This window comes from Planococcus liqunii (assembly GCF_030413595.1).
Taxonomy (GTDB): Bacteria; Bacillota; Bacilli; order Bacillales_A; family Planococcaceae; genus Planococcus; species Planococcus liqunii.
Map to the genome: position 1 here is coordinate 973,048 of NZ_CP129238.1, position 24,017 is coordinate 997,064.

21 protein-coding genes are annotated in these 24,017 nt (G+C 45.4%); 18 read left to right on the plus strand and 3 right to left on the minus strand.

From position 1 onward, the window contains the following. Positions 1-157 precede the first annotated feature (157 nt). From QWY22_RS04860 to QWY22_RS04900, 9 genes are all read left to right on the plus strand, one after another. Positions 158-607, plus strand: coding sequence for an Lrp/AsnC family transcriptional regulator (locus tag QWY22_RS04860; protein WP_300983366.1), 450 nt, complete (start codon positions 158-160; stop codon positions 605-607). An 83-nt stretch (positions 608-690) separates the two neighbouring features. Continuing rightward, positions 691-1,539 carry a M55 family metallopeptidase gene (locus QWY22_RS04865; RefSeq protein ID WP_300983367.1) on the plus strand — a complete coding sequence of 283 codons (849 nt, stop codon included), beginning with the start codon at positions 691-693 and terminating at the stop codon, positions 1,537-1,539. 37 nt (positions 1,540-1,576) lie between these two features. Beyond that, on the plus strand, positions 1,577-2,503 hold the full coding sequence (locus QWY22_RS04870) for an ABC transporter permease (protein WP_300983368.1): 927 nt from the start codon (positions 1,577-1,579) through the stop codon (positions 2,501-2,503). A 3-nt stretch (positions 2,504-2,506) separates the two neighbouring features. After that, positions 2,507-3,448, plus strand: a complete 942-nt coding sequence (locus QWY22_RS04875) for an ABC transporter permease (RefSeq protein ID WP_300983369.1) — start codon at positions 2,507-2,509, stop codon at positions 3,446-3,448. 11 nt (positions 3,449-3,459) lie between these two features. After that, positions 3,460-4,500 (plus strand): ABC transporter ATP-binding protein, encoded by a 1,041-nt coding sequence (locus QWY22_RS04880; protein WP_300983370.1) that lies wholly within the window; start codon positions 3,460-3,462, stop codon positions 4,498-4,500. Continuing rightward, positions 4,500-5,486 carry an ABC transporter ATP-binding protein gene (locus QWY22_RS04885; RefSeq protein ID WP_300983371.1) on the plus strand — a complete coding sequence of 329 codons (987 nt, stop codon included), beginning with the start codon at positions 4,500-4,502 and terminating at the stop codon, positions 5,484-5,486. The genes QWY22_RS04880 and QWY22_RS04885 overlap by 1 nt, the downstream gene beginning before the upstream one ends. A 24-nt stretch (positions 5,487-5,510) precedes the next feature. Next, positions 5,511-7,142 carry a peptide ABC transporter substrate-binding protein gene (locus QWY22_RS04890; RefSeq protein WP_300983372.1) on the plus strand — a complete coding sequence of 544 codons (1,632 nt, stop codon included), beginning with the start codon at positions 5,511-5,513 and terminating at the stop codon, positions 7,140-7,142. A 116-nt stretch (positions 7,143-7,258) separates the two neighbouring features. After that, positions 7,259-7,636: a DUF3899 domain-containing protein gene (locus QWY22_RS04895; protein WP_300983373.1), complete on the plus strand. Its 378-nt coding sequence runs from the start codon at positions 7,259-7,261 to the stop codon at positions 7,634-7,636. Positions 7,637-7,684: 48 nt separating this feature from the next. Continuing rightward, positions 7,685-9,463 (plus strand): S9 family peptidase, encoded by a 1,779-nt coding sequence (locus QWY22_RS04900; protein ID WP_300983374.1) that lies wholly within the window; start codon positions 7,685-7,687, stop codon positions 9,461-9,463. A 46-nt stretch (positions 9,464-9,509) separates the two neighbouring features. Here QWY22_RS04900 and QWY22_RS04905 read toward each other — a convergent pair whose 3' ends face one another. Then, positions 9,510-10,433 (minus strand): PhzF family phenazine biosynthesis protein, encoded by a 924-nt coding sequence (locus QWY22_RS04905; protein WP_300983375.1) that lies wholly within the window; start codon positions 10,431-10,433, stop codon positions 9,510-9,512. 29 nt (positions 10,434-10,462) lie between these two features. Beyond that, positions 10,463-11,179 (minus strand): NAD-dependent deacylase, encoded by a 717-nt coding sequence (locus QWY22_RS04910; protein ID WP_300983376.1) that lies wholly within the window; start codon positions 11,177-11,179, stop codon positions 10,463-10,465. A 173-nt stretch (positions 11,180-11,352) separates the two neighbouring features. On the opposite strand from QWY22_RS04910, the gene QWY22_RS04915 reads away from it, so the two are divergent. The 6 genes from QWY22_RS04915 (at position 11,353) to QWY22_RS04940 (ending at position 18,653) form a co-directional block, all read left to right on the plus strand. After that, positions 11,353-12,312 (plus strand): aldo/keto reductase, encoded by a 960-nt coding sequence (locus QWY22_RS04915; protein WP_300983377.1) that lies wholly within the window; start codon positions 11,353-11,355, stop codon positions 12,310-12,312. A gap of 35 nt (positions 12,313-12,347) precedes the next feature. After that, positions 12,348-13,220: an ROK family protein gene (locus tag QWY22_RS04920; RefSeq protein WP_300983378.1), complete on the plus strand. Its 873-nt coding sequence runs from the start codon at positions 12,348-12,350 to the stop codon at positions 13,218-13,220. A gap of 49 nt (positions 13,221-13,269) precedes the next feature. After that, a complete protein-coding gene (locus tag QWY22_RS04925) occupies positions 13,270-14,889 on the plus strand; it encodes an alpha-glucosidase (RefSeq protein ID WP_300983379.1) in 1,620 nt (539 codons plus the stop codon). Between the two features lie 265 nt (positions 14,890-15,154). Next, entirely contained in the window at positions 15,155-16,420 is a 1,266-nt protein-coding gene (locus QWY22_RS04930; protein ID WP_300983380.1) for a S8 family peptidase, read from the plus strand. Positions 16,421-16,504: 84 nt separating this feature from the next. After that, positions 16,505-17,743 (plus strand): helix-turn-helix domain-containing protein, encoded by a 1,239-nt coding sequence (locus QWY22_RS04935; protein ID WP_300983381.1) that lies wholly within the window; start codon positions 16,505-16,507, stop codon positions 17,741-17,743. A 241-nt stretch (positions 17,744-17,984) separates the two neighbouring features. After that, positions 17,985-18,653: a GNAT family N-acetyltransferase gene (locus QWY22_RS04940; RefSeq protein ID WP_300983382.1), complete on the plus strand. Its 669-nt coding sequence runs from the start codon at positions 17,985-17,987 to the stop codon at positions 18,651-18,653. 77 nt (positions 18,654-18,730) lie between these two features. Here the strand turns inward: QWY22_RS04940 and QWY22_RS04945 are convergent, their stop codons facing one another. Then, on the minus strand, positions 18,731-19,237 hold the full coding sequence (locus tag QWY22_RS04945; RefSeq protein ID WP_300983383.1) for a GNAT family N-acetyltransferase: 507 nt from the start codon (positions 19,235-19,237) through the stop codon (positions 18,731-18,733). Positions 19,238-19,487: 250 nt separating this feature from the next. Between QWY22_RS04945 and ilvD the strand changes: the two genes are divergently transcribed. From ilvD to nadE, 3 genes are all read left to right on the plus strand, one after another. Further along, a complete protein-coding gene (ilvD, locus tag QWY22_RS04950) occupies positions 19,488-21,203 on the plus strand; it encodes a dihydroxy-acid dehydratase (RefSeq protein WP_300983384.1) in 1,716 nt (571 codons plus the stop codon). 430 nt (positions 21,204-21,633) lie between these two features. Then, positions 21,634-23,103, plus strand: a complete 1,470-nt coding sequence (locus tag QWY22_RS04955) for a nicotinate phosphoribosyltransferase (RefSeq protein WP_300983385.1) — start codon at positions 21,634-21,636, stop codon at positions 23,101-23,103. A 12-nt stretch (positions 23,104-23,115) separates the two neighbouring features. Continuing rightward, complete coding sequence (gene nadE / locus QWY22_RS04960) at positions 23,116-23,943, plus strand: NAD(+) synthase (RefSeq protein WP_300983386.1); 828 nt, start codon at positions 23,116-23,118, stop codon at positions 23,941-23,943. Positions 23,944-24,017 lie beyond the last annotated feature (74 nt).

Sequence of the window (24,017 nt, forward strand, 5' to 3'; positions counted from 1 at the left end):
AAAAAGGATTGCTTTATAAATATACCTAATATAAACTAGGCAATAATATTCCTTTTTTAGATAATAAAATATTTTATGAATATTGTAAAGGAGTAGAAAATTTTAGAATTGTTCCTCTTTCCGGTAATTCGGTATTGTGGAAGAAAGAAGGTGTTTTGTGATATACGAAGTGGATGAACTGGATCACGGCATTATCAAATGCCTGGCAGAAGATGGGCGAATCTCTTTTACCGATTTGTCAAAGACTCTCAATGTAACCGAAAAGACCATCCGTCTCCGCTATAAAAATTTGATTGATAAAGAAATTTTAGGCGTTTACGGGATCGTAAATCCGATTGCGGTCGGTTTAAAAGCGGGAGCCATCATTCAAATAAAAGTTAAGCCTAAATCGATTGCAGCTGTAATTGAAGAACTTAAAAAGATCAAGCCGATCCGGTATATTACGGTGACTTCGGGTGAATATCCTTTGCTTGTTCAAATTACCGTCAAGGATCAGGAAAAAATAACGGAAGTCGTCTATTCGATCAATGAAATTGAGGCTGTAACGGACCTTAACACGATTATTCAGCTGGACGTACACAAGAATACATTTGAGTATATTCGTTAATTTTTTTGAACGGAATAGTCGGAATGTTGCGCCTAAAGGGTGTTTTGATCATGAGTTGTCTAACGAACAGGAGGAAATGTAGAATGAAATTTTTTATCTCAGCGGACATGGAAGGAATTTCGGGTGTCGCGACAAACCAACAGCTTAAAACACCGTCTGAATATCAGCGTTTCCGCAAGCTGATGACAGCAGATGTCAATGCCGCCATTGAAGGCGCTTTTAACGGGGGAGCGAAAGAAATCGTCGTTGCAGACGGCCATGGCAATATGTCGAACATCATTATTGAAGAACTGGACAAGCGGGCACGGCTCGTATCAGGGAGCAACCGTGTGATGTGCCAGCTCGAAGGATTGGATGATTCATTTGACGGCATTCTTTTCGTCGGCCACCATGGCCGGGAAGGCGGATCAGAAAGAGCGGTCATTAGCCATACACTGGCTGGAATTTGCGTCAATGAAATGAAAATCAATGGCCGCATCGTTGGGGAAACAGAAATGAATACGTATGTAGCAGGAGCTTTCGGTGTGCCGCCGCTCTTTATCAGCGGAGACGATGCATATGTTCAAGAAGTTCAGGAGACATTGCCGAATGTAGAAGCAGCGGTGACGAAACGTGCAGTAGACCGTTTTGCAGCCGAATTGCTTCATCCCGAACTGGCGCAAGGCATCATTCGGGAAAAAGCGGAAAAAGCTGTTAAAAATGCAGCGGATCAAAAACCAGTAGTCTTGGAAGGTCCTGTCACGTTTGAAATTCAGTTTAAAGGTTCGCAGCAAGCGATGATGACGACGACCATTCCAAGCGTCGAATTGACCGGACCGAAAAGCATCCGCTTTACATGCGAAGACATGGTGACAGCTTATAAACATATGTGGGGCTGTGTCATTATTGCCATAACAGCAACGAATGGAGTTTTAGGCAGCGTCAATGCATAAAGAGTTTTACTAATCTGAACGGTGGTGTAGAAAAGTCATGTATATTGTGAAACGATTTTTAACGATGCTGGTAACGATTTGGGTTATTGCTTCGTTGACTTTTTTAATCATGAAAATGATTCCGGGAGATCCGTTTGCTTCAGATGCGGATGTATTGCCCGAAGAAGTCGTCGAAAATATGAGAGCTAAATACAATTTAGATGAACCGATTCCAATCCAATATGCCATGTACATAGGAGATTTACTTCGCTTCGATTTAGGGCCTTCCATTCAATCGGAAACAAGAACAGTCAATGACATATTGGCCGCAGGCTTCCCAGCTTCTGCAACGCTTGGAATTCAAGCCATTCTTGTTGCTTTATTTTTCGGACTTTTGCTCGGAATTGTAGCAGCATTGAATCACAACAAACTTCTCGACTATGCAGCGATGATTTTTGCAATTATTGGGATATCGGTGCCGAGTTTCATTTTGGCGCCTTTGCTTATCAATTTCTTTGCAGTGAAGTGGGGCCTTCTGCCAGTTGCCTCGTGGGGAACGTTCCAGCATTCTGTCCTGCCAACCATTGCATTAGCAGTTACACCGCTTGCAGTAGTCGCCCGTTTTATGCGTTCAAGCATGCTGGAAGTCATGAATCAGAACTACATCAAAACAGCGGATGCCAAAGGTTTATCATCTTTTAAGATTGTTCTGAGCCACGGCATTCGGAATGCAATATTGCCGGTCGTGTCGTTTATCGGACCTTTATTTGTGTCATTGATCACCGGGACATTCGTTATTGAAAAGATTTTTGCGGTTCCAGGCATCGGAAAGTATTTCGTAGACAGTATTTTCAACCGGGATTATCCGGTCATTATGGGAACTACGGTATTCTTTAGCACGATTTTAGTGGTGACTTTGTTCTTGATCGATATTTCATATCGATTCATTGACCCGAGAATCAAGTTGAACAGTAAGGGGGATTAACGGGTGGTAAAAACAGTGAATGATTCTTTGTTTCGGCCGATTGATCCGGCCAGACAGCAGACGGACATAATTGAACGCCCGAGCTTAGGAATTTGGAAAGAAACCTTTATCGGGATTTTGAAAAACAAATTGGCGCTTTTGGGCCTTGCCCTGCTGGTTGTCATTATCTTTTTGGCACTTTTTGGACCTGCTATGGTGCCTTATAGTGCTTCCCAACAAGCATTGACTAATTCCAACCAGGCGCCTTCAAGCGCGCATTGGTTCGGGACCGATGACTTAGGCCGCGATATGTGGGCGCGGACATGGCAAGGTGCGCGGGTTTCGTTGACTATTGGCTTTGTTGCCGCATTCATTGACTTGGTGCTCGGAGTGGTTGTCGGCGGCGTATCCGGGTATATGGCTGGACGCGGAAAATTCGGAGACCGTGTTGACAATATCTTGATGCGAATTGTCGAAGTTCTATATGGCATTCCTTATCTTTTAGTCGTTATTTTATTGATGGTTGTTATGGAACCAGGCATTACGACAATTATCATAGCGTTATCGATTACCGGCTGGGTCGGGATGGCCCGCATTATCCGGGGCCAAGTTTTGCAGTTGAAGTCACAAGAATACGTACTTGCTGCAGAAAAGTTGGGAACATCTCATACGAAAATAATCTCAAGGCATTTATTGCCTAATACGATGGGCATTATCATTATCAACTTAACGTTCACAATTCCGACAGCGATTTTCGCTGAAGCATTTCTAAGTTTCCTTGGCCTTGGTGTCCAGGCGCCGTTTGCCAGCTGGGGAACGATGGCCAATGATTCGCTTGGTGTTATTTTAAGCGGCCAATGGTGGAGATTGTTCTTCCCGGGATTCATGATTGCATTGACGATGTTTGCATTTAACGCGCTTGGCGACGGAATACAAGATGCACTTGATCCACGAGCCCGTAAGTAGGAGGTAAAACGATGAGCCGTTTATTAGAAGTAAATAATCTGGAAGTAAATTTTAAGACGTATGGCGGTGAAGTCAAAGCAGTCCGCGATGTATCCTTCCATGTCGACAAAGGAGAAGTAGTGGCGATTGTGGGGGAGTCCGGCAGCGGCAAAAGTGTCACCGTGCAAACCATTATGGGATTGATCCCGACACCGCCTGGCATTATCAAAGGCGGCAGCATCCAGTTTCAGGGCAAAGAATTGCTGGGCATGTCGAAACGGGAAATGCGCAAAGTAAAAGGTTCGAAAATCGGCATGATTTTTCAGGATCCGATGACTTCGCTAAACCCGACCATGATAGTGGGCAAGCAAATTGCAGAAGGCGTGATTGCACACCAGAATGTCTCGAAACAAGAAGCAAAAAGAAAAGCGATTGAAATGATCAAATTGGTGGGAATTCCAAATCCGGAAGAACGCTATAACCAGTATCCGCATGAATTCAGTGGCGGCATGCGGCAGCGGGCGATGATTGCTATTGCCCTAGCTTGCAATCCGGAACTGTTGATCGCCGACGAACCAACAACAGCACTCGATGTGACGATTCAGGCGCAAGTGCTCGAATTGATGAAAGACATCCAGAAAAAAACGGATACCGCGATTATATTAATTACCCATGATCTGGGCGTGGTAGCAGAAACAGCTCAGCGGGTCATTGTCATGTACGGCGGAATGATGGTCGAGAGCGGCAGTGTCTTTGATTTATTTGAAAATCCAAAACACCCATACACGTGGGGTTTGCTGAACTCGATTCCAAATGTGGAAGGGCCTGAGAAAAAGAAGTTGATTCCAATCGAAGGTTCGCCGCCGGATCTGTTTGCTCCGCCCAAAGGCTGTCCATTTGCTCCGCGATGTAAATTTGCCATGGATATTTGTGTAGAGGAAATGCCAGGTGCATTTGAAATCGGCGAGGGGCATCATGCCAAATGTTGGCTGAATGATTCGCGTGCACCTAAAATCGAACATGCCTTTGCGCCTGAAGCACAAGAGGCGGCTGTAGTAGGGAGTGGTGAATAATGGTGGAGAAAATGCAGGAAACAGAAAAAGATCGGACAAGAGATCATCTTCTCGAGGTCCATTCTTTAAAGAAATATTTCAATATCAAAAAAGACGTCACCATCAAGTCGGTCGATGACATCTCGATCTCCATTAGAAGAGGAGAAACCTTTGGCCTGGTAGGAGAAAGCGGCAGCGGCAAGTCGACGTTAGGAAAAACGATTGTCGGCTTGCAGAACCCGACTGCAGGAGAGATTATCTACAACGGCCAGAACGTGACCCAACTTGATGGACAAGCGAAAAAAGACGTTAACAAAGAAATGCAGATCATCTTCCAAGATCCACAGGCTTCATTAAATCCTAGAATGCGCGTCGGCGATATTATTGCCGAAGGCATCGATGCTTACAAACTGTTTAAAGGAAAAGAACGGACAGCGCGCATTTACGAATTGCTGGAACGCGTCGGCTTGCGTCCCGAACATGCCAAACGTTTTCCTCACGAATTCAGCGGTGGGCAAAGACAGCGAATCGGAATTGCCCGTGCACTGGCGGTCGAACCGAAATTCATCGTGGCAGATGAACCCATTTCAGCGCTCGATGTCTCCATTCAAGCACAAGTGATCAACTTGATGGAAGAGCTGAAAGAAAGTGAAGGGCTTACCTATCTTTTTATCGCCCATGACCTTGGCATGGTAAAACATATCAGTGACCGCATCGGTGTTATGTATTTAGGGAAGATGATGGAACTCTCAAACAGCGATGACATGTTCACGAATCCTCTTCATCCGTATACACAAGCCCTGCTATCGGCAATTCCAAAAGCGAATCCGAGAGCTGCTAAACGGGAACGCATTGTCCTGCTTGGCGATCCGCCAAGTCCAACAGCTCCGCCAAGCGGCTGCCGTTTCCGGACGAGATGCCCGCATGCAATGGAAATTTGTGCATTACAAGAACCACAGTGGAAAGAAGTAGAAGACGAGCACTGGACTGCTTGTCATTTATACTAATAAAACAAGAATGGGGAGAACGAGATGAAAAAATGGTTATTTCCAATGAGTGTATTGCTGGCAACATCAACTGCACTGTCCGGCTGCTACGGCGGAGGCGGAGAAGAAGCTTCAACAGGCGGTGAAGGGGGAGACGCGTCAAGCATTAAACAGGAAATTGTAGTCAATGCCATGTCTGAACCTCCGGCAATCGATCCGGCAATTGCCACTGATACGACATCTGGATGGGTATTGGATCATATTTTTGAAGGCTTGTACACACGTGATAAAGACGGCAACCCGGTTCTTGGGGCAGCAGAAGATGTTCAAGTTTCCGAAGACGGAAAAACCTACACTTTCAAATTGCGTGAAGATGCGAAGTGGTCAGATGGATCAGCGGTTACAGCGAGTGATTTTGAGTATGCCTGGGAACGCGTCTTAAATCCGGAAACAGGTAGTCCATTCGCTTTCTATATGTACTATATTAAAGGCGCTGAAGAATACAATAAAGGAAAAGGGACTGTTGAAGATGTAGGAATCACAGCAGTCGATGAGACGACTTTTGAAGTGGAATTAAATGCACCGCTTGGATATTTCGACAGTCTATTGACGCTTTGGACATTCTACCCGGTTCAGCAAAAAGCGGTTGAAGCGGATAAAAACTGGGCAGCTGAAGCGGATACTTACGTAAGCAACGGACCATTTGAAATGACAGGATGGCAGCATGACAGCAATGTCGTCATCGAGAAAAATGATGATTATTATGCAAAAGATGAAGTGAAAATGGAAAAAGTGACATTTGAATTGGTCAACGAAGCAACGACTTATTATCAAATGTTCAAAACGGCTGAATTGGATCTAGTCATGACATTGCCGACAGATGTTATTGAATCTGAAAAAGAGAACGCTGAATATAAAGAAGTTCCTTACTACGGAACTTATATGTATATGTTCAATGTTGAAAAAGAGCCATTTACAAATGCAAAAGTCCGTCGTGCTTTCGCTATGGCAGTTGACCGTCAATCATTAACGGATAATGTAACAAAAGCTGGAGAAACGCCTGCATATGCAATGGTTCCTGGAGGCGCAGAAACACCAGCGGGCGATTTCCGTGAAGTCGGCGGAGATTATTTCGAAGAAAACGCTGAAGAAGCGAAAAAATTGTTGGCAGAAGGTATGGCTGAAGAAGGCTGGGACGTTCTTCCTGAAGTCACTTTAATGTACAACACTGCCGAAAACCACAAGAAAATTGCAGAAGCAGTACAGGAAATGATCACAAACAACCTTGGCGTCAATGTGAAATTGGCTAACCAGGAATGGGGTACTTACTTGGATACAACGAAACAAGGAAACTTTCAAATGGCTCGCATGGGCTGGATCGGCATCTTCCTTGATCCTGTAGTTAACTTGGATTACTACTTGGGCGATAGCCCGAACAACCGCACTGGATGGGTCAATGAAGAATTCGATTCGATCATGGCTGCATCTAAAGTAGAGCAAGATCCAGACAAACGTTATGAGATGCTGCATCAGGCAGAAGAAATCTTGATGACGGATATGCCGTTCATGCCGATCAACTTCTACAAAAACACTTACTTGGTGAGCCAGGATTACGAAAACATTGCTTATTATGTGAACCGTTATCCATACTTGAAATGGGCAGAAAAAACAAAATAACTGACTGATTCCTGATGGGAATAAATAATTAAAGTGGTAAAGTCCCGTCTACGCATAGTTGCTCAATTAGCAATCAAGCGGAAGCCGGGACTTTATCAATTTTATGAGGTGAGAAAATGAAAAGATTTATGGCATTGACCAGTAGTATGGCTGTCTTATGGATTGCTTATAAATGGGTGTTGAATTTGCCGCTTTTGGATTGGATCAATACGGCGTTTCTGGTGGGATTATGTGCAGCCATTTTAATGGCAAGCATTAAAATTTGGCAAAGCCGTTTCCTGGATTTGTTCATGGGTGGATTTAAAAAAATGGGGCCCTTTTTTATGCCAATGGCAAAATCCCGATCACTTGAGCGGGCCGATCAACTTTTTGCCGAAGACGAAGGCTTAAAGCAATTCAAACAAACCATTGCTGGTTGGTTGTTTCTTTTCATGTCAAGTGCATCAGCTGCCTCTATTTTTATATCAGTAATCGGACTACTCGTTTTTTATTGAAATGAGTAGTTTTTTTCATCACCAAACCTAAAGTGAAGGGGAATAAATATGACGACTTCTACCGACCAAACTTTACTTACTTATTTGAATGTGACCGGAGCAACTCAGCCCAGTGTAATTCCAAATCAGCAGGCGTTTACCTTTTTATCGAAAAAAACCGGTATTCCGCAAGTGTGGCAATGGAGAGGCGGACAGATTGAGCAAGTGACGGATCTTCCTGATCGTATCTTGTCTGTTTATCATGCCCCGTCCGGCAGCAGAACAGTAATAGGAATGGACGGGAAAGGAAATGAGAAGGAGCAGTTTTATTTACTAGAAGAGAAGCGGACAGAAGAGCTCGTTATTTCCAAAGAGCATTTCCACCATTTCGGCGGCTGGTCACCGGATGAAACGAAAATCGCGTTTTCATCCAATCGCAGACATCCAGGTTATTTTGACGTTTATGTACTGGATGTAGCGTCGAAAGTGGAACAAGTTGTTTTTCAAGTAGATGGCAATTGCACACCGATCTGCTGGACGGAAGACGGCCGCAGTTTAGTACTGAATATGCCTGATACGAACATTGACCAATCTTTTTATGTATTGGATTTGAAAACAGCAGAACTGAGCAAAATTGGCGCTGAAAATGCATTGGCAAGAACTCAATCCTTGCAGCTCAGCAAAGATGGACAAGGCGGGTTTTATGTTTCGGATAAAGGACGAGATGCTTTGGCTATCCATCAATTTAAATTTCAGGAACTGGCTGAATCAGAAGAATTACTGGCAATCGGAAATTGGGATATTGAAGAAATTAAACTTTCACCCGAGGGGTCACAGCTGGCGTTTACGGTGAACGAAGGCGGGATTTCCAAACTGGGTGTTTATGACGTAGACAATAAAACACATCATTTAATAGAAGAAATCCCGAATGGCGTGTTCGATTCGCTTTCCTGGATTTCTGAAAAAGAACTTGTATTAGGAGTTAAAAGCCCGATTTTTCCCGGGGATATTTGGAAAGTGTCATTGGTTACTAAGACATCAGAGCGTCTGACATTTGTTGGGGAAGAAAAAGAAGTCCAGCATCTTTGGGTGCAGCCGGAGCTTTGTACATTCTCTTCATTTGATGGTCTGAAAGTTCCTTATTTCCTGTACGGCAAGCAAGAGCATTCACAGCCAGTGGTCATTTATGTACACGGCGGTCCGGAACATCAAATTCGGTCAGAATTTAATCCGGTCATTCAATATTTAGCAGCCAATGGCTTTGCAGTCGTGGCTCCGAATGTCCGGGGCAGCATGGGGTATGGCCGGAGCTATGTGAAGCTGGATGATGTCCGCAAACGCATGGATTCTGTTGCCGATCTAAAAGAATTGGCGAATGATCTAGTGGTAAATCATGGAGTGGACAGAAGTCGAATTGGAATTATGGGCCGGAGCTATGGAGGGTTCATGGTGTTGGCTGCTTTAACGCATTACCCGGATGTGTGGGCTGCTGGAGTTGACATTGTCGGGATATCTCACTTCAAGTCGTTCCTGGAAAATACCGGTTCCTGGCGCCGTGCTTTGCGTGAATTTGAATACGGCTCGTTAAAAGACGATACGGACTTTTTCGAAGAAATTGCACCGTTGAATCATACAGCCAAAATCAACGCGCCGCTTCTTGTATTCCACGGAAGAAACGATACGCGTGTACCGGTGAGCGAAGCCGAACAATTGACAGCCGATTTACAGAAGCAAAGCAAGCCAGTAGAACTTGTCATTTTTGAAGACGAAGGCCATCAAACTGAAAAAATAGAAAATCATATTAAGATGAATACAATGATTGTTGAGTTTATGCAAAAGCATTTATAAAAGAAACCCACTTCCTCCAGAATTTCGAGTAGGAAGTGGGTTTAGCTTATTCCCGAAGAACAATCTGCCCTTTACCCATGCTGACAGACTGACCACCAATTTTCACGTCGCTGATTTTACTGCCAATTTTAGTGAGTGTGATGTCAATATAGCTGGGCCGCTGGATTTCAAATCCCTGCTCGTTGCGAATCATGTATGTGCCGTCTTTCGAAGGCGGGATAACGCCATGCTCTACCAAGTATGCGCCAAGCGGTCCGCCTGCGGCACCGGTTGCCGGGTCTTCCTGAATGCCCATTGCCGGTGCAAACATGCGGCTGTGGACGGTGGAGTGTTTTTCTTCTGTTTGCATCGTGAAGACGAATATATGCTGCGTATACTGATTTTTGCTGAATTGCCGTTCCCAAATGTCTACACGGAAATTGATGTCTTTCATTGCCGCTAACGTGCGGACGGGGATAAAGAGAAAAGGGACGCCCGATGAAATGGATTGAATGGGAAAACGGTGGTCCAAATCTTTCGGAGACAGCGACAGTAAATCGGCAACCAAACCTGGTTTTTGAAACTGGCTGCCAAAAACGGGAAGCGGCTGCGTCATTTCGACTTTTGAAATGGCCGTACCTTCTTTATAAACAGTCACCGGAATCTCGCCGATTTGTTCCTCCAAAATCCAATGGTTTTGCCCGGGCTCCGTTGGGATCAGGCCTTTATCAGCGAGGACGAAAGAAGCGCCCACTGTAGGGTGCCCGGCCATCGGCAACTCTACTTTCGGTGTGAAAATCCGCAGGCTTTTTTGATTGTCCGGATTCTTGGGCGGGCGGATGAACACCGTTTCAGAAAGGTTCAGTTCGGCGGCGATTTTCTGCATCGTTTCCGTCGGCAATTCGATTTCATCGTGGAACACCGCCAATTGATTGCCGCCAAAAGGGTTATTGGTAAACACATCGATCAATTCGTAGTTTAAGCTTGTCATAGCCTGCCTCCATTCTTTATCTTTTGGGGTTATTTCAGCAGCCCGTCCCATTCCGCCAGTACTTCGCCAATTTTCCGGTCACGGATCACTTCGTCGGCGTATTGGTCGAGCGGTGTTTCTTCCTGATTGACAATTATGAGGCGTGCGCCATTTTCTTTTGCGATAAGTGGAAATTGATTGGCTGGAGTGACGGTAAGCGAAGAGCCGAGAACGATGAACAGTTCAGCGCGTGCAGCTTCTTCGAATGCCCGGTTAAATGCTTCTTCCGGCAGCATTTCGCCGAACAGCACGACTGATGGGCGCAAGAGGCCGCCGCAGGCTATGCACTGATAAGTTCCGTTTGCATATTCCGTGCTGCTGTAGACGGTGCCGCAGGAATTGCAATGGACCTTCTGCAAAGTGCCGTGGAGTTCGGCAACTTGTTTGCTGCCTGCTTGCTGATGGAAGCCATCAACATTTTGGGTAATGATCGCTTGGATCAATCCCCGGTCTTCCCATTCTGCGAGCAGCTGATGTCCGCGGTGCGGATGGTATTCATTTACGCCAATCACTCGTTTGCGGTAGAATTCGATAAACTCTTCGACATTATTATTCAAAGCTGAGACGCTGGCCACCTGGCTGGGGTCTTTTTGCTGCCAAAGACCTTGAATAGCCGAGCGGAAATCCGGTAATCCGCTTTCCGTAGACATGCCAGCGCCTGTAAACACGACCGTGTGATTTGAAGATAGAAGCCATTCCCTGATCATGGGGCCACCTGCCTTTAAAGAAAATTCTGTTAATGACAGTATATCGAATCTGAAGCGAAATTGTTATTATTATGAATGCTTGAAAATAAGCGGTATTGAAGGGATTCCTATGCCATGCAGCGAATAAAAAAGAAAGATGTTTTCGGAAGGCAAAGAGAGGTGGGAAGACTTCAATGAAGTATTCAAATCTAGGAAAATCAGGATTGCGTGTTTCAAACTTGAGTCTTGGGACAATGGCGTTCGGCAGATGGATTGATGACGCCGCTTCTGCAGAAATTCTGGACCGTTCCATTGATGCCGGCATTAACTTAATTGATACGGCGAACTTTTACGGCAAAGGGCAGGATGAAGCGTTTAAATATGGAACAGGCGAGTCAGAAGAAATTATCGGACGCCATTTAAAAGGCAAAAGGGACAAAATCGTTTTGGCCACCAAAGTAGGGCTGCCGGTCGGACAATATGTCAATGATGCAGGTTTATCCAAATTCCATATTCACCGGGAAGTGGAAAAGTCGTTAACGCGCCTTAACACGGATTACATTGATTTGTATCAAGTTCACCGTTTTGACAGGCGTACTCCACTTGAGGAAACTCTTTCTGCCTTGACAGAACTCGTCAAGCAAGGAAAAGTCCGCTATATCGGCTGTTCAAATTATGCAGCGTGGCAAATGGCGAAAGCGAACGGCCTTAGTGCTTTTCACAGGCTTGAACATTTTATCTGCTCCCAGTCCCAATATAATCTGCTGTCCCGGGAGCTGGAACAGGAAGTGATTCCATTTTGCCAATCTGAGAAAATGGGGCTGCTGGTTTACAGCCCGATGGCCCGCGGCATGTTGTCCGGCAAATACACGTCTAAAGCAGATTTGCCGCAAGACAGCCGGGCAGCTAAAGGGGAGCAGCTCATCCAGCCATATTTCACCGACCAGAATTTTGAAAGAGTGGCTAAGTACAAACAACTGGCTGAAGAACAGAAAGTCAATCTTTCTCAGTTTTCATTGGCATGGATTTTAAATCAGCCTGTGGTCACATCAGCAATTATCGGAGCAAGCAAACCTCAGCATGTAACAGAAGCGGTAGCAATCAGCGACTGGAAATGGCCGGAGGAATTGATGGGAGCCGCAACAGCGTTGTAATAAGGAAATCCAGCAAACAAGAAAAGAGGAAGAAAATGAACAAGGTATTAGGCATAGATATTGGAGGAACAAAGATCCGAATGGCGATTGTTGGCCAAGGAGGCGAGCTAAGCTTTGATGAGACAGTTCCAACTAAAACACCGTTGTATCCTTATCTTGAAGATCAAGTTATGCGCATTCTCAAACTTCATCCCAAAGTGGAAGCAATTGGCATTGGCACACACGGATTTGTTGATCCGGCTAAAGGAAAAGTGATTTACGCCACAGACATTTTGCCAGGGTGGACGGGAACAGACTTGAAAGAGCAATTGGAGCGTGCGACAGGGAAACGGGTCGAGGTGGACAATGATGCGAATTGTGCAGCTTTGGCTGAAGCCAAGATAGGGGCGGCTAAAGGCAAAAATCGCGTTGTCTGCTTAACGCTTGGAACGGGCCTCGGCGGCGGCATTATTTGGGACGGCAAGCTTTTGAGCGGCGGACCGCACGGAGGCGCTGCTGAAATCGGGCATATGATTTTGCAGCCAAATGGCGTATTATGCCCTTGCGGACGCCGGGGATGTTATGAGCAATATGTTTCCGGGACAGCGTTGAACCGGCGCATCCAAGAAGCCGGCCTTGCCATCAATTCACGGGAGCTTTTTGAAGTGGCTGCGAGCAATCCAAAAGCCCGGCAATTGGTTCAGGAATTTACAGCTGACCTGGCACAGGGCATCAGTTCGCTGCAAGCCATATTTGATATGGAAATTGTCGTGATTGGCGGCGGGGTTTCAGAGTCTGCACCACTTTGGTGGGATCCGTTCATGCAGCAGCTTGAGCCGCTGCTCTTAAATCCCCTGTCTGTAAAAGTCGCCGAATTCGGCAACGAAGCCGGGGTCCTCGGAGCTGCATTATTGATAGATGGTGAGTAAATTGTAGATGGCACTGGTACTTGTCCTAAAGAAGTGAGGAGGGTCGGCCATGAAGAAAACTTGGTGGAAAGAAGCGGTCGTCTATCAGATTTATCCCCGCAGTTTCAAAGATTCTGATGGCGATGGCATCGGAGATTTGAAAGGCGTCATGCAGAAGCTGGATTACTTGGTCGAATTAGGGATTGATGTCATCTGGATTTGTCCGATGTATAAATCGCCGAATATAGACAATGGCTACGATATCAGTGACTTTCAGGACATTATGGAAGAAATGGGGACGATGGATGATTTCGACCGGTTATTGGACGGGGTGCATAAACGGGGGATGAAGCTGATTCTGGATTTGGTGCTGAATCATACAAGCGACGAACATCCCTGGTTTATCGAATCCCGTTCTTCACGCGATAATCCGAAGCGGGACTGGTACATTTGGCGGGAAGAGCCGACCAATTGGGAAAGCATCTTCAGCGGCCCTGCCTGGACATTTGATGAAACGACGGGTCAATATTACCTTCATCTTTATGCAGAAAAACAGCCGGATGTGAATTGGGAAAATCCCGAATTGCGCCGTGCACTGTATGACATGACCATTTGGTGGCTTGATAAGGGAGTGGATGGTTTTCGTCTGGATGCCATCAGCCACATCAAAAAAGACTATTCCAATATGCCGAATCCAAAAGGGCGCGGCTATGTACCGGCTTGGGAAAAAATGACCGATGTCGAAGGGATTCTCGATTTTCTGAAGGAACTCCGGGATAAAACATTCGCAAAATATGACGTAATGACGGTTGGGGAAGCGAATGGTGTAACGACTGACGAAATCGATGAGTGGATCGGCGAAGAACATGGCGTCATGGACATGCTGTTCCAATTCGAAACCTGGTATCTCCGGAAACCCGACGAACCGTGCGGCGTCAATGTCGATGCCCTTAAAGGCGTCTTAACACGCTGGCAGGAAGCGGCTCAAGGAATCAGCTGGAATGCTCTGTATGTTGAAAACCACGACCGTTCGCGCATCGTTTCGACATGGGGGGACGATACGGTTTATTGGCGCGAAAGCGCAACGGCGGTCGGCTTTATGTATTTTTTTATGCAAGGCACTCCCTTTATCTATCAGGGACAGGAAATCGGCATGACCAATGCGCCGTTTGAAGACCTTGATCTGTACCATGACGTGAAAACCTTAAATTTTTACCGCTATAAGAAAGCGGAAGGGATAGAGCACGAAGCCATTATGCAAATGATTAAAATGAACAGCCGGGACCATTCCCGCACGCCTATGCAGTGGCAAGGCGAAGGGTATGGGGGCTTTTCAACTTCAAAACCGTGGCTGGATTTAAATCCAAACTACACATGGCTGAACGTGGAAGCACAGCGGCAAAATCCCTTGTCGGTTTTCAATTTATATAAGCAGATGATTGCTTTGCGGAAAAACAAAGAGGTTTTGGTTTATGGCGCCTATAAATTATTCAAGACCTGGTATGCCTGCGTCTATGCCTACACCAGAGAAGACAAAAAGGAAAAAGTGCTTGTTCTATCAAATTTAAAAGACGAGCTTTGTGCCTGGTCGCCGCCAGAAGGGGCGGTCCTGCTGCTTTGCAATTACGGCGCAGAAGATCCTTATAGTCTACGGCCTTATGAAGCCCGGGTTTATCAATTGGAAAAGTAAAAATCCCTTTCTAAAACCACTTTTCTCAAGTGGTTTTATTTATTGGCTTTTTATGCATTACAGGCACCCTAATGTGCGCATATCGAAAGAACTATTTTCTTTTATTTTCTAAAAAAGCCCTTTCATTTTCCCAATTACGTAATCCTTAGTTATCTGATAACTTAATTGTACGGCATAGCTTCTCGAGCAGAAGCGGTCAGGCTGCTGCAGGACGCTGCACGTGGCATTGAGTGCCTAAAATCATGAGGGTAAAGGGGATTGAACGATGAAGAGATCGGCGAAGTTTTTAACATCAGTAATGCTGACTGCTACTTTGCTAGTACCGGCAATGAGCGTTGGCGCAGCAAATGGGGAAACAGCCCAGCAGCAAGGCAATGAAACATTCCGCGTTCTTGTTGATTCGGCAAATCAAAATGAATTGAAAAATGCCAAAGGCAAATACGGTGTCCACCGTGAATTCAATTCTGAAGGCTTTACTACGACAATGAATGCAAAACAATTTGAAGCGCTTCAAAAGAACAAAAACTTAAGCGTGGAAAAAGTGCCGGAATTTTCGATCGAAGAAACTTCTTCAAAGCCGGAAGCAGCGTACTCTGCAATGGCAGCTTCCCAATCTGTACCGTGGGGAATTAAGGCAATTTACAATGACAGTGCATTGACTAAACCAACTGGCGGGGCTGGCATTAACATCGCTGTGCTGGATACAGGAGTCAATGTAAACCATACAGATTTGAAAAATAATGTGGAACAGTGCAAAGATTTTACAACCACTACGACAGTAGTAAACAACTCATGTGTTGACCGCCAAGGGCATGGGACACACGTTGCCGGTTCAGCTTTGGCTGATGGTGGAACAGGCACTGGCGTATACGGTGTTGCTCCATCCGCTGATCTATGGGCTTATAAAGTATTGGGTGATGACGGTTCCGGGTATTCGGATGATATCGCAGCTGCCATCCGCCACGTTGCGGATCAAGCAACTGCTCTGAACACGAAAGTGGTCATCAATATGTCCCTTGGTTCATCAGGTGAAAGCAGCTTGATCACAAATGCAGTAAACTATGCTTATAGCAAAGGCGTTCTTGTTATCGCTGCAGCTGGAAACTCAGGCCCTTACCAGGGGTCGATCGGCTACCCTGGAGCTTTGCAAAACGCAGTAGCTGTAGCAGCTCTTGAAAACGTAATTCAAAACGGCACATACCGCGTAGCGGATTATTCTTCCCGCGGCTATAGCGCTACAGACGGCGATTACGTGATCAACAAAGGCGATGTGGAAGTTTCAGCACCAGGTTCTTCTGTTTACTCTACTTGGTATACAGGCGGATATTCTACAATTAGCGGAACGTCTATGGCAACTCCGCACGTAGCAGGATTGGCTGCAAAAATTTGGGCCACAAACACTTCTGCGAGCAACACGCAACTGCGTGCTGAATTGCAGAACCGTGCTAAAGCATACGACATCCTTTCTGGTTCGGGTGCAGCAGTTGGCGACGACTATGCTTCCGGTTTCGGATTTGCCCGCGTGCGCTAATCTTCTCTAAAGGACAATTCCAGCTTTCGCTGGAATTGTTTTTTTATGTTAATATTTTTTTATCTAGATTAAAAGGGTGAGTGTATGAATATCGGATCTGTCATCAAGTATTACCGCACTAAAAACAATCTAACTCAGTCACAATTGGCAGACGGCATTTGCTCCATCTCGCATTTAAGTAAAATTGAATCCAATACCTATACACCACATGAATCAACCATTCAGGCATTATTGGTGAAAATGGGTGTTCAGTGGGAAAAAGAAGTAGACCGCTACAAACGCTTGGAACGGCAATTGGGAGAATTCATTGATTGTTCCCTGCATTACGACTTAGCTACTATGGAAAGGCAATATAGCCAGCTGGAACAGGAAAATGATTATATTCAATCCAGCGATTTAGTGAATCAATACGAGCTCTATAAATTCCGTTATTATATTTACCAAAACGATCAGGCCAAAGCAGAGCGGCAGAAGCAATTGCTTGAAAGGTTGGAAGGCTCTTTTACAGCGCCTGAAAAATGGCTTCATCAGTTTTTTCGGTCGCTTTATTACACGATGCTCCACAAAACGGAAGAATCGCTCCGTTATTTGGACGGCTTGGATAAAGGAATCCAAAGCATTCCACAAAAGTTTGAAGGGGAGTATTATTACCAAAAAGCCCGTCTGCTGATTTTGCATGACCGCTTTGAAGTGTCTGCCCATTATGCAGAAAGAGCGGTCCAGTATTATCAGCTTCACCACAACTACATCCGGCTGCTTCATGCCCAACTTTTGCTGGCCATCAATTACACAAGACGGAATTTACTGGCACAGGCCGGCGGCATATACGAAGTATTGAAGCGAAACGCCCATTTGACCGGCCAACAGGATTTATATAACCAAACCGTCTATAATTTTGTGGAATTATTAAAGCAAAAAGAAGAATACCAGCAAGCTGCAGAACTTTTACACGAATTAAAAGAAAATGTTTCCAGGAATTCTTATTTTTATAAAGCTGTACTCGTCAGTTTATTGGAAACAAAGCTGGAAAGACCGGTCGACGCCGTGCCGCTAATCAAGGAATTGCGCGAATTGGCTGCCGAACCCAAAGATGAATACTTTCGCATATACGCGAACTATTTCGAAAAGCGTAGTTTTTCCCAAGAGGATCTTTGGTCCTATTGTGAGGAGAAAATGTTTCCATTTTTCAGAAAAAATGGTTATATAAAAGAAGGAAAAAAAGTTGCCGCTGAACTGATCGATTACTATCAGCGGAATAAAGAGTGGGAGAAAGCTCATTTCTACCGCACTTATAATGAACGAAATGGTGGTGAATATTTATGAAAATCGGGAAAAAATTATTCGCATCAATCCTTACTGCAGCAATGATTGCTGCAGCCGCATTGCCAATGGCAGCGCCACATATTTTGCCGCCGCTTTAAGCGAGAAATAAATCGCACGATAAAGGCTTTCAGCCATTCTGGCTGGAAGCCTTTTTGCGTTGCACAACAGCCTTTAAATGAGAACTTTCAACAGGCTTTCCCTATAATAGAAAGAAATGATGAGAGGAAGGACGGGGAAGGAGATGTACCAGAAAAAACAATATGTTTTTAAAGGCACGGAAACAGTGATGGCAACTGTTAGAACTTACACGGAAGAAGATTTCGCTGGGCTAATTGCCGTTCAGCAAGAAAGTTTTCCGCCGCCGTTTCCGGAAGACTTGTGGTGGACAAAAAAGCAATTGGCCAGCCATTTGAAGCATTTCCCGGAAGGTGCGATTTGTGTGGAAGTGAACGGAGAAATTGCGGGATCGATGACCAGTCTGCTGGTCGACTTTGATCCGCTGCATCCTCAGCACACATGGGAAGAAATTACGGACAATGGCTCAATTGGCAATCACCAGCCCAACGGAAAAACGCTTTATATTGCAGACTTATGCGTCAAACCGTCGTTCCGCAAGCTCGATTTAGGCAAGTTGATGATGCAGTCGATGTATGAGCATGTGGTTCATTACGGATTGGACCGGCTCTTAGGCGGGGGAAGAATCTCAGGCTATCACAAATATGCGAGTGAACTGACGGCCGAACAATACGTCGAACATGTAATCAGCGGCAAATTAAAAGACCCGGTCATCACATTTTTGCTCCGCTGCGGCCGAACCCCGCTGTCGCTCGTTTCCGATTATCTCGAAGACGCCGAATCGCACAACTATGCGTTATTAATGGAATGGAAAAATCCTTTTAAAAATAATTGATCTATTAAAAACTTGATGGTGAGCAATTTCCCATATTAAAAAGCAGCTTCTGCAAAAAATTGCAGAAGCTGCTTTTTTTACGGCATTAAATTGAGCCGAAAAGCTTTCACAATGATGCCGTCATCTAAAGGCTCAAAGTCCAAAGAAGGAACCCGGCTGAATCCGAGTTGTTTGTATAAGCGCATGGCACTTTCCATAAAATGGGCCGTATGCAAGCCGATGAACGGATAGCCATGCTCTTTGGCAACAGCTACGCAATGCTCAACCAAGGCTTGGCCGATTCCGTTGTTTCTAAAATTTGCATCAACAGCGAGCATGCGGATTTCCGGGTATTCAAGTGCTGCTGTATCCCATTCGTAAGCCTTTGACTGGGAAGGGAATAAAACCACGCTTCCGGCAATCGCGCCATTTATCTCTGAAACAAAAACTTCTGCACCGGCGTTTTTGGCGTTTTCGGAAGTTAAGGTGTTTTTTAATATTTCCCAATGGCCAGCGGGGATAACTTTGCTAAAAGGTTCATACGAGGCCAGCCGCTGCTTTTTGATGGTTTCGTATTCATGGGCGAATGCTTTTCTGATAACCAAAAATATACCTCCCGTTCTTGTTCCAGATAAATATCTCGAATTAAGAATAATTGCATTTAGTATAGCACTTTTTTATTCAAAGAAGCAGTTGGAATGATAAAAGAATAGCATTTCAAACTCCTAGTCAATGTAAAGGCTTACATGTGAAAGTTTTTTGACGATTTAAAATTAAATGAAGAGAAAAATTTGAAATTCATTGAATTGTTTTAATATTTCTCTATAATGAGTTAAAAGAAAGGAAAGATGCCTTATGACAAAAGATTTGCGTATCAATAGTAAAGTGTTCGAAGGGGCGATGAAAGCGCCAAACCGGGCTATGCTCCGAGCTGTAGGGTTTTCTGACGATGATTTCACCAAGCCGCAGATTGGCGTAGCAAGTACATGGAGCGAAGTGACTCCTTGCAATATACATATTCATGATTTGGCAGTGAGCGCGAAAAAAGGGGCGGCAGAAGCAGGCGGAAAGCCAATGATTTTCAATACGATCACTGTTTCGGACGGGATTTCAATGGGGACAGAAGGGATGAAATACTCACTTTCAAGCCGTGATGTGATTGCCGATTCGATTGAAACCGTAGTAGGCGCGGAAAGTTTAGACGGCTTAGTCGCAATCGGCGGCTGCGATAAAAACATTCCAGGCTGTTTGATTGCCATTGCGAATTCGGAAGTCCCGGCAGTCTTTGTCTACGGCGGAACAATTGCCCCGGGCAAAAATAACGGTCAGGACATTGACATTGTGTCGGTTTTTGAAGGAGTGGGCCAGCATAACGCCGGTACGATCGATGACGGCGCTCTCCGCAAAATCGAATGTGCCGCTTGTCCGGGCGCCGGTTCTTGCGGCGGTATGTACACAGCCAACACCATGGCCTCCGCCGCTGAAGCGATGGGCATGAGTTTGCCGGGCAGTTCTTCAAATCCCGCAGAAACAGAAGGCAAGAAAGCAGACTGTGAAGCCGCAGGAGCAGCCGTCTACAATTTGCTCGAACAAGGGATTTACCCAAAAGACATCATGACCAAAGAAGCGTTTGAAAATGCCATTACGGTTGTGATGGCGCTTGGCGGTTCGACCAATGCCATTCTTCATTTATTGGCAATCGCGCATGCGGCAGAAGTCGATCTGACGATAGATGATTTTGACCGCATCCAAAAAACGGTGCCGCATATCGCCGATCTAAAACCGAGCGGCAAATACGTTATGCAGGATTTGCACCGTGTTGGCGGTGTGCAAGCTGTGATGAAGGTGTTGCTTGAAGCTGGCTATTTGCACGGCGACTGCATGACGGTTACCGGTAAAAGCTTAGCGGAAAACTTGAAAGAGGCCCCGGATCTCCTGGAAGGCCAGCAAGTGATCATGCCGTTCGATAAGCCGAAACGCAAAGACGGTCCGTTGATCGTACTAAAAGGGAATTTGTCTCCGCGCGGCGCAGTCGCGAAAATGTCGGGCGTTAAAGTGAAACGCCATTCAGGGCCGGCACGCGTTTTTGACAACGAACCGGAAGCGACAGCTGCTGTAATGGCAGACGAAATCAATGACGGGGACGTGTTGGTGATTCGTTATGTGGGGCCAAAAGGCGGTCCGGGAATGCCTGAAATGCTGTCGATTTCAGGAATCCTTGTCGGCAAAGGCATGGATGAGAAAGTAGCTTTGCTGACAGATGGCCGTTTCTCCGGCGGCACTCATGGATTGGTGGTCGGCCATATTGCACCGGAAGCACAAGTCGGCGGACCGATTGCTCTTCTGAAAGAAGGCGATATCGTCACGATCGATTCCGATACCCAGGAAATTACGATGGATGTTTCAGAAGAAGAATTGGAAGCGCGCCTCAATGCCTGGGTGGCTCCGCCTTTGCATAAGAAAGGTGTGCTGGGGAAATATGCGCATAATGTGACCTGCTCTTCAAAAGGAGCGGTGACTGATTACTTGAACCGCGAACAAACGGAAGCAACGGTAACTGTGAAAAATTAATAAAAGAATTGGAAAAGGGATGCCCTCGAGTTGAGGGCATCCCTTTGATTTTGCAAGGTAACATTAATTTATTTTTGACTCAATTTTTCAACCCGTTTTATCGGGGGAATCATTTCCATTGAAAGTTCTTTCTTTCAGTGCCGCGGTCATAGTTCCACTGGGTGCCTTCTAACTTAAGCAACGTAAACCCTACCTTCTTTTACGTCCTTGCGATCCTGAAATCGCGCCAGTGTGAATAAGTATTCTCAAAAACATTGTTGTAGAATGCCAGATTATCAAAATATATCCGTTACCTCTTTGTTAACTGAATAAGTATCTCATAAATTCACGCCTTAGTCAACTGATTAGCTGGCACAAGGATTTGTTTTTTGAAACATGACTATTGGGGTATAATAAGAAAAATTACCCCATGCGGAAGAAGGAGATTTATATGGAAAAAACATATCTAGATGACAGCTTAGCCTTACATACCGATTTATACCAGATCAACATGTCCGAATCTTATTGGGCAGATGGCATGCATGAACGGAAAGCGGTGTTTGAGCTTTTTTTCCGGAAGCTGCCGTTCGGCAATGGTTATGCCATTTTCGCCGGGTTGGAACGTGTCCTGGATTATTTGAGAGATTTCCGTTTTACTGAAAGCGACCTTGCGTACCTTCAAGAAGAAGTCGGCTACAAAGAAGACTATATCGAATACTTGCGGACGGTGCGTTTTACAGGGAACGTCTATTCCGTCCTGGAAGGAGAGCTGGTTTTTCAGAACGAACCATTGCTCCGGATCGAAGCTCCTTTGGTAGAAGCCCAATTAATTGAAACGGCTCTTTTGAATATCGTGAATTACCAGACTTTGATTGCGACAAAAGCAAGCCGCATCAAACAGATTGTCAAGGAGCAGCGGGTGATGGAATTTGGTACGCGGCGTGCGCAGGAAATGGATGCGGCCATTTGGGGAACAAGAGCCGCTTTTATCGGCGGACTTGAAGCGACGAGCAATGTCCGTGCAGGCAAGCGATTCGGCATTCCGGTTGCCGGAACCCACGCCCACTCCATGGTCCAAGCTTACAAAGATGAATACGAAGCGTTTCATTCGTATGCCAAACGCCACAAAGACTGCGTATTTCTTGTGGACACATACGATACGTTGAAATCCGGTGTTCCAACTGCAATTCGGGTAGCGAAAGAACTGGGTGACAAAATCAATTTCCTGGGCATCCGCCTGGACAGCGGCGATATTGCCTTTTTGTCGAAAGAAGCCCGTAAAATGCTGGATGAAGCCGGTTTCCCGGATGTCCAAATTGTTGTTTCCAACGATTTGGATGAATATACGATATTGAACTTGAAAGCGCAAGGAGCCCGGGTGGATTCTTGGGGAATCGGGACAAAGCTGATTACAGCTTACGATCAACCGGCGCTAGGCGCGGTATACAAAATCGTCGCCATTGAAAACGAACACGGCGAAATGGAAGATACCATCAAAATCTCGGGCAACGCTGAAAAAGTCACGACTCCGGGCCTAAAAAACGTTTATCGGATTATAGACAGGGAAAATGGAAAATCAGAAGGTGATTATATAACGATGCAGGATGAAAATCCTGCTGAGGAAGATCATCTGAAGATGTTCCATCCGGTCCATACTTATGTATCGAAGTTTGTTTCCAATTTCTATGCAGTGAATATCCATCATCAAGTCGTGGCAAAAGGAGAAATCATTTATGAGAATCCTTCTGTCCAGGAAATGCAGGAGTTCGCAGCGAAAAACCTGGAGCTATTATGGGACGAATACAAACGTTCGTTAAATCCGGAAGAATACCCAGTCGATTTAAGCCAAAAATGCTGGGACAACAAGATGCGCAATATCCAGGAAGTGAAAGACGCTATTCAACAACTTACAGGAAAATAAGGGGGAATATTCATGTCAGATTTGCAAAAAACGATCATTGAAGAACTTAAAGTTCAGCCTTCCATAAATCCGAAAGAAGAAATTGAACGAACGGTTTCATTTTTAAAAGAATACCTGGTGAAGCATCCGTTTTTAAAAGGATTTGTCTTAGGCATCTCCGGAGGGCAGGATTCTACCTTAGCCGGAAAGCTGGCGCAAATGGCGGTCGACGAATTGAACGCAGAAGCGGGAGAACCTATATACGGCTTTTATGCAATCCGCTTGCCGTACGGAGAACAGTTTGATGAACACGATGCGCAGGATGCCATTGGATTTATCAACCCGACGAAAGTGTATACAGTAAATATCAAAGAAGCAGTGGATGCCAGCAAACATGCTCTGGATGCTGCAGGCATTGAACTGACGGATTTTGCCAAAGGGAACGAAAAAGCGCGTGAACGGATGAAAGTGCAATTTTCAGCTGCAGCCATGCACAATGCAGTTGTTCTCGGGACGGACCATGCAGCTGAAGCGATTACCGGTTTCTACACGAAATTCGGCGATGGGGCTGCTGACTTGACTCCGTTGTTCCGCTTGAACAAACGCCAAGGCCGGGCGATGTTGAAGGAACTTGGTTCGCCGGAGCATTTGTACATGAAAATTCCGACGGCCGATCTGGAAGAAGACAAACCTGCAATTCCGGATGAAGTGGCGCTTGGCATCACCTATGACATGATTGACGATTATTTGGAAGGCAAGAAAATTCCGCAAGATGCACAGGAAAAACTGGAAGGCTATTACTTGCGTTCCCAGCACAAACGCCACTTGCCGATCACGATTTTTGATGATTTTTGGAAATAACTCAAATGCAACAGAGCTTATCTTTTTAAGCTCTGTTTTTTATTTGCGGAAAAAGTCCTTATAAAAGTTACAGA

What these genes read in the sequence shown, in the direction of transcription:
- QWY22_RS04865 (WP_300983367.1), top strand. Translation starts at nt 691, where the DNA reads ATGAAATTTTTTATCTCAGCGGACATGGAAGGAATTTCGGGTGTCGCG.
- QWY22_RS04870 (WP_300983368.1), top strand. Translation starts at nt 1,577, where the DNA reads ATGTATATTGTGAAACGATTTTTAACGATGCTGGTAACGATTTGGGTT.
- QWY22_RS04880 (WP_300983370.1), top strand. Translation starts at nt 3,460, where the DNA reads ATGAGCCGTTTATTAGAAGTAAATAATCTGGAAGTAAATTTTAAGACG.
- QWY22_RS04885 (WP_300983371.1), top strand. Translation starts at nt 4,500, where the DNA reads ATGGTGGAGAAAATGCAGGAAACAGAAAAAGATCGGACAAGAGATCAT.
- QWY22_RS04890 (WP_300983372.1), top strand. Translation starts at nt 5,511, where the DNA reads ATGAAAAAATGGTTATTTCCAATGAGTGTATTGCTGGCAACATCAACT.
- QWY22_RS04895 (WP_300983373.1), top strand. Translation starts at nt 7,259, where the DNA reads ATGAAAAGATTTATGGCATTGACCAGTAGTATGGCTGTCTTATGGATT.
- QWY22_RS04900 (WP_300983374.1), top strand. Translation starts at nt 7,685, where the DNA reads ATGACGACTTCTACCGACCAAACTTTACTTACTTATTTGAATGTGACC.
- QWY22_RS04905 (WP_300983375.1), bottom strand. Translation starts at nt 10,433, where the DNA reads ATGACAAGCTTAAACTACGAATTGATCGATGTGTTTACCAATAACCCT.
- QWY22_RS04910 (WP_300983376.1), bottom strand. Translation starts at nt 11,179, where the DNA reads ATGATCAGGGAATGGCTTCTATCTTCAAATCACACGGTCGTGTTTACA.
- QWY22_RS04915 (WP_300983377.1), top strand. Translation starts at nt 11,353, where the DNA reads ATGAAGTATTCAAATCTAGGAAAATCAGGATTGCGTGTTTCAAACTTG.
- QWY22_RS04920 (WP_300983378.1), top strand. Translation starts at nt 12,348, where the DNA reads ATGAACAAGGTATTAGGCATAGATATTGGAGGAACAAAGATCCGAATG.
- QWY22_RS04925 (WP_300983379.1), top strand. Translation starts at nt 13,270, where the DNA reads ATGAAGAAAACTTGGTGGAAAGAAGCGGTCGTCTATCAGATTTATCCC.
- QWY22_RS04930 (WP_300983380.1), top strand. Translation starts at nt 15,155, where the DNA reads ATGAAGAGATCGGCGAAGTTTTTAACATCAGTAATGCTGACTGCTACT.
- QWY22_RS04935 (WP_300983381.1), top strand. Translation starts at nt 16,505, where the DNA reads ATGAATATCGGATCTGTCATCAAGTATTACCGCACTAAAAACAATCTA.
- QWY22_RS04940 (WP_300983382.1), top strand. Translation starts at nt 17,985, where the DNA reads ATGTACCAGAAAAAACAATATGTTTTTAAAGGCACGGAAACAGTGATG.
- ilvD (WP_300983384.1), top strand. Translation starts at nt 19,488, where the DNA reads ATGACAAAAGATTTGCGTATCAATAGTAAAGTGTTCGAAGGGGCGATG.
- QWY22_RS04955 (WP_300983385.1), top strand. Translation starts at nt 21,634, where the DNA reads ATGGAAAAAACATATCTAGATGACAGCTTAGCCTTACATACCGATTTA.
- nadE (WP_300983386.1), top strand. Translation starts at nt 23,116, where the DNA reads ATGTCAGATTTGCAAAAAACGATCATTGAAGAACTTAAAGTTCAGCCT.